Below are 13,700 nucleotides of genomic sequence, written 5' to 3' on the forward strand. Positions count from 1 at the left end.
TTTCAATCACCCTTTAAATTTTTTAATATTCCTTGAAAGAGAACCTTCTTTAGAAAAGATGGCTCCTTAAATTCCTGTTCAAAAACAACATCCTCAAGCCAATGGACATCATATAAATCTTCCTCAATGAAGTTTTCAATGTCGTTATGGCCCGGCGGATTATACAATACAATATCCAGTCCAAACTGATTAAGCAGCAAAAGAAGAGCGGCATCCGATCTTACCATCGTCCCGTTCAGCTCGTTGTTATAGAGGATAATCTTAGGGACTTCCTGCGAATAATCAAATTGCTGCATTAATTTTAGAATGCTCGGCGGAATTTGCAGGCTTTGGCTAAATAGATAAATCTTCAATTCATCTTCCGCTTCACCGGAAAGCGGCTTTATACGCGGACGTTCACACATATTTCTAATCGCCATTGCAATTCCATTTTGCAGGCCGCCAGGAAGCTGCTGATACCTCCAATAGTGCCCTGCAATGATTTTTTCAGGATCAAGCTTTCCTTCCCTGTCAAGTGCATTCCGATAATGGAACCGAAAATCATTGTTGACGCTATTTGTAAAAGGAAATCTCCTTATCAGCAAACTTTCATCATACTGGCTGATTGTTTGTATTCGATCCCAGTATTCCTTGCGGTTCCTGCTTACACCCTGGATTTTTGAAAATACGGAAGGTATCATGACCCTCCCTTCTTTCACCTGGAAGTTTGGGCGGATCATGGCTTTCTCTTTAATTAAAATAAAGAGCTCATCATAAGTGGTTTTCAAAGTAACAGAGGAAGGTGTATAATCCCGCAGCTGCCAGGGCTTATAAAGTCCTGATCCCTCATGGTTAAGGATGGTTTCTATTTCCCTGGATGCTCTATAGGCAACTGTAGCACTCCTTCTTCTCTTTTCTTGCGGAAAAGGCTCTGGCTTTTTCTTTTCAGGGTAATGATGGACAAAAGATTCCTGACCAACCGGCCCCATTTTTGCCGGAAGATCTTCCCCTGAAGGAGAAAAATAAAGAATATCGCACCCGATTTGAATTAAGTAATACAAAAAATAAAAATGACTCTTTTTCCCATTACCGTACCATAGGATTTTTGGCATGGCCCTTTTAGGGTCAATATCTTTAAGTTCTGTGCCCAAATGGTTAGTGGACCACTTAATCACATCTACAAGCACTCTTCGGATATCCTGGTTTTTTAATCCGGCTGGTTCATGTTCAGAAAAAAGTTTCAGCATACTGATCATCGCTTCTCTAATCTTCCTGTGCATAGAAGGTGAGGATGATTTAAGCAGCAGCTGTTCCCCATCAAGGAAAGCAGCAAAGCGGTTTATGGATAAATCCTGTTCCTGGTTAATGTTCAGGACTTTTTGTATCGCCTGGAAATGCTGATTATTAATGGTTTTATCCAGATGTTCTTCACTCAAAAGAAGCAGCCCTGCATTCTCTGTGTGAATAAGGTCAAAAAGACGATTATAATATTCATCTTCATCAAGCGGAACTCCGAGAAACCTGGCAACAATCTGGCCAATATGCAAAGTTTGCTGTTCCTCTCTGTAACTGTCACGCTCTTGATTAGGCTTTGTTAAGTGTGAGGTCCAATTCTCATGTGTAATCTTTATAATGTGATTTTTAATTTGACTGTACGACAAGTTCAATTTATATCCCTTCCCTCTATGAGCGAAAGATGCATTCTTATCATTTCATTCAAAAATGGCGTTTCAGTTCCCGGATAATGACACGGGAAAAAATATGTAAACTTATTACCATCATATCATAGGAATACAGCCTATTTCTAAAATGGTTAACTTTCTTTACGATTTAACAGGAAGAAAGTTTCATTTCAGCCGTATTTTCATAGCTGAATAACCTCAAATGAACTTTTTCACCATTATTCCTGTCCCCGCATAAATTGGAGTACTCTGTGAAAGGAAGGTGAATCAGTATGAGGCTGCTTTTTCGAAGAGTGAGATATCAGGGGATTGATCATGATCTGGATATGATCAGGAATATTTTATGTTCCAGTTCTTTTGTTTTCACAGACATCTTTTTCTTGTCATTAATTCTTGCAGTCTTCACTTTTGTTAGTTACCAGTCTATTGCCATCAGCAGCTTAATCTTTACAGGATGCTATACGTCTTGCATCTGTTTATTTATCGCTTTAAAAAAATGGCTGAGGGACCAGCCGGACTAAACTCTTTCTTTAATATTATTTAAAACATCATTAAGAATTTCTTCCCCGGCTGCCGCCCCTATATTATTAGAAATCAAGTAAGGATGTGAGAGGGCTGGATTAGCTGCCAGCTCACCATGGTTTGGGACGTATGGGAAATCGCAGAACTTTAAGAAATCATGGTCCAGAACTGAATCACCTGCTCCGAAAACAATTTTTATTTCTTCCCGATTCTTAATAAATTTTACTGCCTCGCCTTTACAGATTGGATTCGGCATAAAATACAGTTTTCTCCCCTGAAGGGATATTCTCCACCCATAAGACTCAGTCAGCCTTACTATTTCCTCTTTGGCTGCTGTTGTAATATGTTCATTCAGAATATAGTAAAAGAAAAGATTTTCAGCGGTTTTTATTTTTCCGTTCAGTTCCAGAGATTGTGATCTGTCCATCATTTCCTCAAGCAATGCACACTCTGCCTTTAGACGCTTTCGTACTATGCCGGACCACTCCTCAAGAGGCTTTCCATGATAATGGATATTTGCGCCATTCGATGTGACAGTGTACGGAATATTAAGTTGGTCATCCTGAAAAATAAAAATGCGCTTATATTGTTCGTAAGTTCTCGTTGTAACAGGCACAAAGAGCATTTGAGCGGATACCCTTTTCAGCATCAAGAGCCCCTCGTTCGTCATAAAGGCCACTTCCCTGCCATCTTTACGCTCAACCCCAATTAAATTTTTTTCTCCTGTCTGACCAAAATCAGCTAGTGCTTTATTTGAGTAGATCAATGTCCTGTCCAGGTCTGAAGCAAACATCCTCATTATTCTTCTCCCGTCTTTTTAATTAATCCACAGCATGTGTAGCTCATATCAGGATAATGAATAATCTCGACATTCCTCTCCCGGGCAAGCATCACAATATGGCGAACATATGGGCTTTTAGGGTCTCTCATCAGAATTTTCCATGGAAGCCTTCTCAGAAGAACCCTGGTGGTTTCTCCGACTCCCGGCTTTACAAAGTTAATAGATTCAATTTTAAATTCCTCTTGTATTCTCTGAACTTCTTTCATTCCTTTAAAACATGCTTCCCCAGGGTTTTCCATAATCTTGGCCGCAAGTTCAGCTGCTTCCTGTTTAATAGCCGAGAACTCTTCTGTAATCGCTGAGAGATAATGGTTTGAAACATCTGCTTCCTCCAGCTCCCTATAGTATTTGGCGCCATGGTAATCTTCCGGCCCAATTAAGGATTCATTTAATACTGTTCTGCTGACCAATCCTGAAACAGTAGAATTGAGGCAGGCACTTGGAATCAGAAAGTCCTCCCTTGTTCCATAAAGTGTTGTGCAAAATCCTGGATCTGCAAGAACAGCCAAAGTGTCATCGAGAAGAACACCATAATGTTCATGGAATTGTCTGCAGGCCTTGGTTAATTCAACAGAAATAGCCCCTTTGCCTGTCCATCCATCCACAAACTGAATATTGCAGCCAGGATGTGAGTTTAAGATATGCTTTATCGCATTTTCGTCGATCCCCCGGTCCCTGATAATGGAAATGCTGTAATGCGGCAATCTTACTCCATATACTTCATAAAGATACCGTTTTATTAGAATACCGACAGGCGTCCCTGCTCTGGCCAGGGAAACTAAAACCGCATTTTCTCCTTTTTTCTTCCAAATTTGTTCAGAAACCACTCCTGTGGACAATGCTGTTTTTCGTTTGTATTCATCAAGTGTTTCCCAAAACAGGGAAAGGTAATTTTCAGGAGGCTGGTATTCAATAGGAAGTGTTTCACTATAATGCTGACCGGACTGAATGTTTTTTTCCCTTTGCTCAATGGATCCTTCAAGTGAATATCTGCTTAAATCCTTCAGTAAAAATACAACGTCATCTTTACTATATGAACCAAATTTATCGGCAATTCTATTCATTTCTTTCACCCCCATTAAAGCAAACTATTTTTATATTCTTTATATATTTCTTTAATTGATTGATAAAAGGCATAAGTGAATCTTTTTCCGGCTCTCTTTCGAAAAACAGGAATAGTTCTTCATAATAGTCCTCTGGAATGTTATAAACAAATTGTGCCATTTCAGGGTTTTCAGGGTTTTGAAAGGAAATGCCGTATTTGGCTCCATATTCATTAACATTTCTTACAAAAATGGGACTGCGTGTTGTTGAGTGGAATTTTACGCCTTCCCCCATTAATGAGGCAAGTTTCATAGGGATATACATAAACTCCCCTGTTCCAAGACATAGCGTATTCCTGCCATCCCGTTTACCTGATAGGTATTGGCCGATCTCAGCTAATGACACACTTAATCTGGCTTGGCGTTTTGCATCCAGCCCGAAACGGCCAGAATCTTTTAAATAAGGAATAGTTTTGACTTCACCGCTTAGAGCAGCAGAAGGCTCATTCACCGGGCTTAATAGTTCAGGGAATTCATTATTTATATGAATATAGGAAATTAGCCCATCATTTCCTTTCAGTTCATCCGATGACTGACTTTCATGCACTTCAGGGGAACCCTTAACGTCGATCTCCCCTTTTAGAAGAGACACACTGTGAATAATAATGCCCAATTCTTTTTCAAGATCATCAAACAGAATCTGGTTTTTTAGGGAACGCCAATCCAGAATGGAGACGACTGTATAAATCTTTCTGGGAAAGCGTTCATGAATGGATCGGATGATATTAATAGCTGTTTTTCCTGTTGTCATTTCATCATCAACAAGAATGATCTCTCTCTTATTATCCAAAAGGCTTTCATTTGTGTAACACCTGTGGGAAGTAGCATGGGAATGTTCTTCTTCAAATGTTATGACAGAATTCCTATCAATCAGCTGCTCTCTTGTTGTGTGAAAGTAATCGGCACGTTTAAATGATTGAAAGAAAGCATGCCCAAGTGCCGTTGCTGTTTCGGCAAAACCGATAATGACAGGGTTATGTTCTTCATGAATAAAAGGGCTGCTGTTTATGACGCCTGAGCCGTTTTTAAAAGCAGATAGAAGCTCAGCGGCCTTTCCTGTGTCTACGTTCTTTACCTTTTCCATATAACGGCTTGCAAGCAGTTCCCCTGTCAGGAGTCCGATTTGCGGATTAATCGGAATATGTTTTCCGAGTACTTTGCTGACAAATAAAAAGGATCTTTTTTTATTTATTCTTGCGGCCATGACAAACAAATCTTCAGGCGCAAGCTCATAAGGGTTATCGGTTATCTGAATATCAACGGTTAATGAGTTGAGTATCTGAATTGAATATTTCGTTTTTGAGTAGGTCAATGTATGTGATCTCATCCTGCAGCACCCCGTATACTTCTGATTTTAATAATATTTTTTTAGCCCAATATAAATGGGGTTTAATTTCATTCATTTTGTTTTGGTAATCGCTTTTCATAACCCCTATTTTTCCGCCGGCCTGACCGGCGATGCTCTGTGCATCCAAATACTCTTCAAGGGTGACAGTATTCAATGCCTGTACGGGCCTGATATGGGTTGGATGGATAATGGTTTTTCCAGTTAAGCCATTTGATATATCCATCGCAATTTCTCTAATTAATCCGTCCATATGCCGGTCAATCAAGTCCGTCCTCATTTTGAGCCCATCCTGCCCAAGACGTTCCCTGAATGGAGTCTGCCTGATTTGAGGCTTCAGAAGACGCTCCTTTGAGGAGAAGTATTCCCATACCGGGCCTGAGATGACATATGGCTGATCGGAACGCAAAAATATATTAATGATATCTGAGATACAATCTCTGATAACAGCAATATCATATACAGTAGTATCTGAGTTTCTGCGAATTCCATATAGCCCGCTAAAATCAGTGGCACCAATCCGCACATTCAAAATCAGTTCAGAATGCTGGTCCAAAACCTTCTTAATGCCGATTAATTCATCAAGCCTTGTTTCTTTTTGAATGATTTCTTTAGTTTCCAGAATCGGCATGGCATATAAACAATAACCATAAGAATTAAGCTTTTTAATTTCAGCTAAAATTTTGCATCCTTCAGCCGGAGAGAACTTTGGCAGAACAAAACCAGTGAGAAGATGCATGCCATTGGGGATTCTGTTTTTGAGTCTAATAAGCTGTTCATAGCTTCTGATACGCACGAAGAGCAAAGGGAGATCTTCTTCTTCACAAAGCCCCTTGTCAAGGTCCGAGCTCAAATTTTCCAATTCCAAAGACAGCAGGTCTTCTGCCTGTTCCACTTCATCATCACCAATTGCATCTTCAAGGCATATGACCATGGATGTAAGGCCTGCATGCTTTTTTGAGAGCAGATCCTGATGAATATTAGGCCTTGTAGCCGGCATATACAAAGTTGCTCCAAGTGCATATGCTAAAAGATCCCTGCCTGACCTCTTGTTAAAATGGCCCGGCTTTTTGTAAAACACCTGATTTATTTTTTCATCCGGAAGATCGGAAAATAGTCTCATTTTTGCAGCTCCATTCCTTCACATAAATACTACTTTCTTCCTTTTTCGTCCAAAAAAGATAAAAATAAAAGGGAGCGGACAAGTGTCTGTTCCCTTTTAAACGTTGAGCAATTAGATATTTAAGTTCAGCCCTGATCTGCAGCTTCCTTTTTTGCATTCCTTGCATGAACTACAAAAGTAAGTGCAAACACGATGACCAACACAATAAAGAAATAAATATGGTCAATATGAATACCTGCCGCACTGGCAAGCATCTTAGCAGAAATTAGAAGGATTAGAATATATGAGCTTGTTTCCAATTCTGGCACCCTGTCAATCAGCTTTAAGAATACTCCCGCTACTCCACGCATCATGATAATACCAAGCATGCCTCCAATTAACAGCACCCAGATTTCTTCACTTACTCCAAGCGCAGCTAATATACTATCTATGGAGAAGGCGATATCCATCAATTCCACCGCAATGACGGTTCCCCAGAAAGTGCCAAAAAGACGAATTAATAAACCTCGCTGATTAATCCCTTCAATGGCCTCTTCATCACCGTCTTGCTCGGCTTTCCGCTTATCAATAAAATACTTGATTGCAAGCCATGCTAAATATGCTGCACCCAATGCCTTAATATACCAGAATTCTATTAAGTATACCCCGATTCCAATTGCAAGGAACCTGAAGAAGTAAGCACCTAGCAGTCCGTAAAAAAGTGCTTTCTTACGCTGTTTTTCTGGTAAATGTTTTACCATTACAGCAAGTACTAATGCATTATCTGCAGATAACAAACCTTCTAAAATTATTAGTGTACCTATCAGTGCCCAGCTTTCCGGTTTTGATAAAGCCTCCACCCACATGTCCCAGTGAAAAAACTTGGCATAAGTATTCAGAATTGCCTCTAAAACTTCCATTCTTGTATTATTCCCCCCAAGTATTTGTCCGTATAAAAGACCCGGCAATGCCGAGCCTTATTAAGCAAATATACCTCTTATTTATCCAACCTGTAAACCAAAATCTTTTGCCAGTGCAGCCAGTCCGCCCTGATATCCGCTTCCAATCGCACTGAATTTCCATTCTCCGTTATGTCTGTATAGTTCTCCAACTACAAGTGCAGTTTCAATAGAGAAATCTTCCCCCAGGTCATAGCGGATCAATTCTTCGCCTGTATCTTCATTAAGGATTCTTACATAGGAATTTGATACCTGTCCAAAGTTCTGATTGCGTGCTTCTCCGTCATGAATTGTGATTGTGAACGTAATACGCTGGATGTTTGCAGGCACATTAGCAAGGTCAATTTTCACCTGCTCGTCATCTCCAGCCCCTTCTCCTGTACGGTTATCTCCAGTATGTACAACGGAACCATTAGCACCAGTTGTATTGTTATAAAAAACAAAGTCGCTTTCAGAAGTTACCTTCCCAGTGTCTCCGAGGAGGAATACAGAAGAATCCAAATCGAAGTCAGTTCCGCCATCGTATTTATTCGTGTCCCACCCAAGTCCGACTATTACCTTAGTCATACCCGGGTTTGTTTTTGTTAAGTCAACTTTTTGTCCTTTTGATAAGCTTACTGCCATTTCAACTCAAACCTCCATTATGTAGAATAAATGTATTTACGCTATAAATCATGAAAAGTTTCATAATCCATAAAAATATTTTTTCATATTCCAGGATTTATTTCAATCTTTAAGTCATCCATTTCGGCGGAGTGTTTTTATTCCAGTAAATTGATCCAAGTTCATGATGGGCCTGAAAATTATCATGGTGTGTATGATAGTGAAAATTAAACCAGTATCCCTGCTGAGGAGGATGGTCCCTTCTTACATGGAAGCGAATGACATCTTCATTCGCCTTGCTATTGGTGATATGGAAGATTTTTTCCGACAATCCGCCCCCCGGAGTTTCTGTAACCTTTAAGTTAGCAAGGCTTTCTTCGGGAAACTGCACCGCCACCTCGTGGATGGCTTTCTCAATATTTGGAAGTATCACCTCGTTAAACTCATCTTCAATAACAGGGCCTATCTTTGCGCCAAACTTCTCATATGATTGTGCCTCAGCTTCTATAAGCATTTGCCTGATAAAGTCATCCTTATCAAAATTAGTATCTTCCTCTTCAGCAAGTTCTGCACTGTTTTCCGAGTTTTCCACATCAGAAGCTCTAGAGGCTTTTAACTGGCTGGTATTTTCATATAGAAAAGCCTGAGAAGGTGTGACGAGGCCAAATGTTAAAATGGTAACAAGTACAACAAAGGATTTTCTCAGCCAATTCGGCATGTTTTTTCGCCTTCCTTTCTGCTAAGCAATGATTTTCTTAAATATGCCGCTTTTTTCAATATTTGCGGCAGCTTGCTTTAATACATCTTCGGGCTGAACAAGTGCAATCCGAACATATCCCTCACCCCATTGGCCAAAGGCACTTCCAGGGGTTACGACTACGCCGGAGCGGTTAATCAAGTCAACCGCAAAATCCCGGGAGGAGCTGTATCCATTTGGAACCTCAGCCCACAAAAACATTGACCCCTCCGGCTTGCTGATATCCCACCCGATGTTTTTCAGCTCTTTTAATAATACATCTCTTCTTTTTCTATATGTTTCTCTCAAGTCCTTCAAAAAAGAGGACTGATCATTCAATGCTTTCACTGCAGCTGACTGCACCGGCAAGAATACTCCATAATCCAAATTGGATTTGAAGTTGGCCAGCAGCGCAATAAGCTGCTGATTACCGGCAGCATATGCCACCCTGCATCCTGTCATATTAAAGCTTTTTGATAGTGAATTCATTTCAATCCCTACATCTATTGCCCCTGTAACAGACAAAAAACTTAGAGGTCTCTTCTCATAATAAAGTTCTGAATACGCAAAATCATGCAATACAGCAAAGCCGTACTTCTTTGCCAGATGGATCACCTGAAGAAAAAACTCTTCTGTCGCCATTGCAGGAACGGGATTGCCGGGGAAATTCAGAATCATTAATTTCGTGTTTGCGAGTATTTCATCAGGGATTTCATCAAAATCCGGCAGGAAGCTACTGTCCTTTTTTAAGGGCATGCCGTACATCTTTGCCCCGGCCAATGCTGCACCTGCAGCATAAGCAGTATATCCCGGGTCCGGGACTAGGATATACTCTCCAGGGTTGCATAGAACCATCGGCAAATGAACCAGCCCGTCCTGGGAACCCATTAAAAGCAGCACCTCTGAAGATTCAAGATTCACTTCAAAATTTCGTTTATAATAGCTGCAGACTGCAGTATGAAATTCATTTGTACCTGTTAACGAGTACCCATATGATTCTGGTTCCCGGGTTCCTCTTGCTAACTCCTCCATAACAAAAGCGGGAGGGGGCAAATCAGGGCTGCCAATGCTCAAATCAATCACCGGAAATCCGTCTGAAAGTTTCGAATTCTTAATTTGGGACAATTCAGCAAACACACTTTCCGGAAAAGAAGCCATTCTTTTTGAAATAGGAAATTCCATAGTATCCTTCCTCGCTATGTATCTCAATTCTATTTTTCTATTATACTTCTTTTCGAATCAAATTTAAATTGATTTCATGTATCGTTAAAAAGAACAATAGATATATAGTGAAAAATATATTTGCCGGATTATAAATCAGCAAAGCGGGAATAATAAGAACAAATCGTTTTCTTCAAGCCGAGGAGAATAAAAAGGGGGAAATTCAAATGGATTGGTCTGTATTCTTTGTTATTGCAAGCCTTTTGCTGATGGCTTACTTTGTTTATCTGGCCATCGCAGATTAAATAAGAAGGTGCCTGGTATTCAGGCACTTTTTCTTATTTTTCAATTACCCCAAAATGAAATTTCGATGACTTTCTTTCAATTACTTTGAAGCCATATCGGTCAAACCTTGAACTTCTAAAGTGATCCTTCAGAACCACTCTCTGTCTGGCTGCTCTTTTTGCATGAAAAATAACTTCCTCTGACAGGTCCTCATAAACAGCAAAGTTCCTCAGTGCTTTAATCCCCTCTGACTCAAGGATTTTTTCTTCAAACATGGGATCAAAATATACAACGTCATAACTGTCCGGGGGCAATTTTTTCAAATAAGGAAGGGCCATTGACGACTCCACCTTTATTCTTCTCATTGCCTGATTCATACTATCAAGCCCGGAGTCCCATTGTCTAAGGCCATTCGCCACCAGGAAGGAAAGATATTTATTTCCTTCCAGCCCTGTAACTTTGCCTTTACTCCCTGCTGCATAACTGGCTGTTATGCTGTCCGAGGCCAGTCCAAGGGTACAATCTAGAATACTGCTGCCTTCTTTAAGCCCCGCAGCCTGAAGAAAAGGATCACCCTCTCCTTTTAGGAGACGCTTTACTCTGAACATCGCTGAACTGGGATGAAAGAAAAATGGCTGGCTTTCACCTATCGGAAAAAGCTCCAAACGTTCTTTTCCAACTACTATGCAGTCTTCAGGAACTTGTTTTTGGATCATTCCTACAGACCTTTTATTCCTGCTGATATATTCTGCACCCAATTGTTCGGCAATTTTTTTTGCTTTTTCTTTCATTGCTTCATTGGTGCGTCCGGCAGTTGTAATAATCATTGTGTTCACCTGAATTTCTTAATTTTGCTATAAAAAAAGGGTGCCAGCAGACACCCCGTTTTGTTTAATCTTTATATTCTCAGCAATTCGCCTCAAAAGCCGCAAGAAGATTTTCCATGATCGCTTCCATGGAATGGTCTTCAATATCATGGCGGTGAATGAAGTGCACAACTTCCTTCCCTTTTAAAACAGCCATAGAAGGAGATGAAGGCTCATATCCATCAAAGTACTCGCGCATTTTAGCTGTTGCCTCTTTATCCTGTCCTGCAAACACCGTCACTAAATGATCAGGTTTCTTTTCACTGCGTAAAACGGCCTGTGTAGCTGCCGGCCGAGCCAGTCCAGCAGCACAGCCGCAAACTGAATTGACAACAACAAGAGCTGTTCCTTCAAGACCTTCCATAAACTGCTCTACATCCTCTGAAGCCGTCAGTTCTTTAAAACCAGCCTGTACAAGCTCCTCACGCATCGGCTTTACCATTTGTTTCATATATTCTTCATATGCCATAGACATAAAATTGCCTCCTCCTTAAGCTGCAGTTTGTAAAGTAAGCATACTATAACGTATGATCTTTATGCAATTTTTCTATGCCGGGTATTACTTTGTAATCCTTTTTATCGTCCTATTACGGTGTTCTATCGTCTTAAATCACATACATATCGGCCAAAAACTCTTATCAGCAAGAAAGCCAGTCATAAATGACCGGCTTTCTTAACATTATTAAATTTTCATAACGCCGCCTGTGCTGGCATTGGTTACAAGTTTCGAATAACGGGCAAGATACCCTTTTTTGACCTTTGGCTCGAAGCCTTGCCAATTGGCTTTGCGTTCTTCAAATTCTTCATCGGAGATTTCCAGGTTGATTGTACGGTTATTCAAATCCAATTCAATGATATCTCCATTTTCCACGAATGCAATAGGCCCGCCTTCAGCAGCCTCAGGAGAAATGTGCCCAATGCTGATCCCCCTGGAAGCCCCTGAGAAACGGCCATCTGTAATCAGGCCGACTTTTGCCCCAAGTCCCCGGCCAACAATCTGGGAAGTAGGTGCAAGCATCTCCGGCATTCCAGGCCCTCCTTTAGGACCCTCATATCGAATGACTACAACATGGCCTTCCTGCACTTTGCCGGTAATGATTCCGGATAATGCCTCTTCCTGCGAATCAAAGCAGATGGCTGGTCCTCTATGGTATCCGCCTACTGATTCATCAACAGCACCGACTTTTATAATTGATCCTTCAGGAGCAAGATTTCCAAACAGAACTGCCAGCCCTCCGCGTTCAGAATGCGGATTCTCCAGGGTACGGATTACGTTTTTATCCAGAATTTCACTGCCTGCAACATTCTCCCTTAGCGTCTTTCCGGTAACCGTCAGACAATCTCCATTCAGGGCGTCCGGCTTTTTAAGCAATTCATTGATGATCGCACTGACTCCACCCGCATTATGAACATCTTCAATATGATAATCTGAAGCAGGAGCAATCTTCGCTAAATGCGGAACCCGGTTGGCAATCTGATTAATTCGTTCAATCGGATATTCAAATTCGGCTTCGTGAGCAAGTGCCAATGTGTGAAGAACTGTATTGGTTGACCCGCCCATTGCCATATCCAGGGCAAATGCATTGTCAATCGCATCAATTGTAACGATATCGCGCGGCTTGATGTCTTTTTTTATTAATTCCATCAGCTGCTTGGCTGAACGTTTAACAAACTCTTTTCTCTCTTCTGATACTGCCAGAATCGTCCCATTGCCAGGAAGTGCAAGACCCAGCCCTTCTGCCAGACAGTTCATGGAATTTGCAGTGAACATTCCGGAACATGATCCGCAAGTCGGACAGGCAACCTGCTCGATTTCCTGAAGCCTTTTTTCATCGATTTGTCCAGATTCAAAGGCACCTACACCCTCAAAGACAGAGCTTAAAGATAAAGGTTTTCCGCTTGAATCAACGCCAGCTTTCATCGGGCCTCCGCTGACAAAAACGGTTGGAATATTAACCCTTAAGGCCCCCATCATCATTCCAGGCGTAATTTTATCGCAGTTCGGGATACAGACCATTCCGTCAAACCAGTGTGCAGAAACAACTGTTTCAAGTGAGTCTGCAATGATTTCGCGGCTTGGCAGAGAATAGCGCATGCCAATATGGCCCATGGCAATTCCATCATCTACTCCGATGGTATTAAATTCAAATGGAACTCCTCCTGCTTCACGGATTGCTTCTTTAACAATTTTACCGAATTCCTGCAAATGCACATGTCCAGGTACGATATCAATATAGGAATTGCACACAGCAATAAATGGTTTTCCGAAATCCTCTTCCTTTACCCCGGCAGCACGCAGCAAGCTGCGGTGCGGAGCCCGGTCTGTGCCTTTTTTGATCATATCACTTCTCATCTGTGAGCCAGTCATAGTATGTAATACCTCCGTTTACCCTAGATTCATAATCTCTTATTCTATGGGAATAATATGATAAGCCTCCTGCTCCCAAATATTTTCTTTCCAATATAGACCCTTTTTCGGATAATTTCAATAATTTTTACAAATTTATTATAATTTT

13 protein-coding genes are annotated in these 13,700 nt (G+C 41.0%); 1 reads left to right on the top strand and 12 read right to left on the bottom strand.

The features are described 5' to 3' along the window. Nucleotides 1-2 precede the first annotated feature (2 nt). Nucleotides 3-1,640 carry a YceG family protein gene (locus A361_RS18845; RefSeq protein ID WP_051005529.1) on the bottom strand — a complete coding sequence of 546 codons (1,638 nt, stop codon included), beginning with the start codon at nucleotides 1,638-1,640 and terminating at the stop codon, nucleotides 3-5. A 293-nt stretch (nucleotides 1,641-1,933) separates the two neighbouring features. On the opposite strand from A361_RS18845, the gene A361_RS18850 reads away from it, so the two are divergent. Further along, the gene (locus A361_RS18850) at nucleotides 1,934-2,182 is read left to right on the top strand and encodes a hypothetical protein (RefSeq protein ID WP_019379720.1); all 249 of its coding nucleotides are present in this window, start codon (nucleotides 1,934-1,936) and stop codon (nucleotides 2,180-2,182) included. On the opposite strand, the gene A361_RS18855 is transcribed toward A361_RS18850, so the two are convergent. The 11 genes from A361_RS18855 to ilvD all read right to left on the bottom strand — a co-directional run bounded on the left by A361_RS18855 (nucleotide 2,179) and on the right by ilvD (nucleotide 13,537). Further along, complete coding sequence (locus A361_RS18855) at nucleotides 2,179-2,982, bottom strand: HAD family hydrolase (protein WP_019379721.1); 804 nt, start codon at nucleotides 2,980-2,982, stop codon at nucleotides 2,179-2,181. The genes A361_RS18850 and A361_RS18855 overlap by 4 nt on opposite strands. After that, the gene (locus A361_RS18860) at nucleotides 2,982-4,088 is read right to left on the bottom strand and encodes a cysteine protease StiP family protein (RefSeq protein ID WP_019379722.1); all 1,107 of its coding nucleotides are present in this window, start codon (nucleotides 4,086-4,088) and stop codon (nucleotides 2,982-2,984) included. The genes A361_RS18855 and A361_RS18860 overlap by 1 nt, the downstream gene beginning before the upstream one ends. Beyond that, a complete protein-coding gene (locus tag A361_RS18865; RefSeq protein WP_236887912.1) occupies nucleotides 4,081-5,454 on the bottom strand; it encodes a phosphoribosyltransferase family protein in 1,374 nt (457 codons plus the stop codon). The genes A361_RS18860 and A361_RS18865 overlap by 8 nt, the downstream gene beginning before the upstream one ends. Next, a complete protein-coding gene (locus A361_RS18870; RefSeq protein ID WP_019379724.1) occupies nucleotides 5,384-6,595 on the bottom strand; it encodes an HpcH/HpaI aldolase/citrate lyase family protein in 1,212 nt (403 codons plus the stop codon). The genes A361_RS18865 and A361_RS18870 overlap by 71 nt, the downstream gene beginning before the upstream one ends. 125 nt (nucleotides 6,596-6,720) lie before the next feature. Further along, entirely contained in the window at nucleotides 6,721-7,494 is a 774-nt protein-coding gene (locus A361_RS18875; RefSeq protein WP_019379725.1) for a TerC family protein, read from the bottom strand. Between the two features lie 81 nt (nucleotides 7,495-7,575). After that, nucleotides 7,576-8,157, bottom strand: coding sequence for a TerD family protein (locus tag A361_RS18880; RefSeq protein WP_009332632.1), 582 nt, complete (start codon nucleotides 8,155-8,157; stop codon nucleotides 7,576-7,578). A gap of 109 nt (nucleotides 8,158-8,266) precedes the next feature. Then, a complete protein-coding gene (locus tag A361_RS18885; protein WP_019379726.1) occupies nucleotides 8,267-8,854 on the bottom strand; it encodes a YpjP family protein in 588 nt (195 codons plus the stop codon). A 21-nt stretch (nucleotides 8,855-8,875) separates the two neighbouring features. Beyond that, complete coding sequence (locus tag A361_RS18890) at nucleotides 8,876-10,054, bottom strand: LL-diaminopimelate aminotransferase (protein WP_019379727.1); 1,179 nt, start codon at nucleotides 10,052-10,054, stop codon at nucleotides 8,876-8,878. Nucleotides 10,055-10,371: 317 nt separating this feature from the next. Then, a complete protein-coding gene (locus A361_RS18895) occupies nucleotides 10,372-11,145 on the bottom strand; it encodes a class I SAM-dependent methyltransferase (protein ID WP_009332635.1) in 774 nt (257 codons plus the stop codon). A 79-nt stretch (nucleotides 11,146-11,224) separates the two neighbouring features. Beyond that, the gene (locus A361_RS18900; protein WP_009332636.1) at nucleotides 11,225-11,659 is read right to left on the bottom strand and encodes a BrxA/BrxB family bacilliredoxin; all 435 of its coding nucleotides are present in this window, start codon (nucleotides 11,657-11,659) and stop codon (nucleotides 11,225-11,227) included. Between the two features lie 207 nt (nucleotides 11,660-11,866). Beyond that, complete coding sequence (gene ilvD, locus A361_RS18905) at nucleotides 11,867-13,537, bottom strand: dihydroxy-acid dehydratase (protein WP_033196461.1); 1,671 nt, start codon at nucleotides 13,535-13,537, stop codon at nucleotides 11,867-11,869. Nucleotides 13,538-13,700: the final 163 nt, after the last annotated feature.

The organism is Cytobacillus oceanisediminis 2691, from assembly GCF_000294775.2.
GTDB classification, from domain to species: Bacteria; Bacillota; Bacilli; order Bacillales; family Cytobacillaceae; genus Cytobacillus; species Cytobacillus pseudoceanisediminis.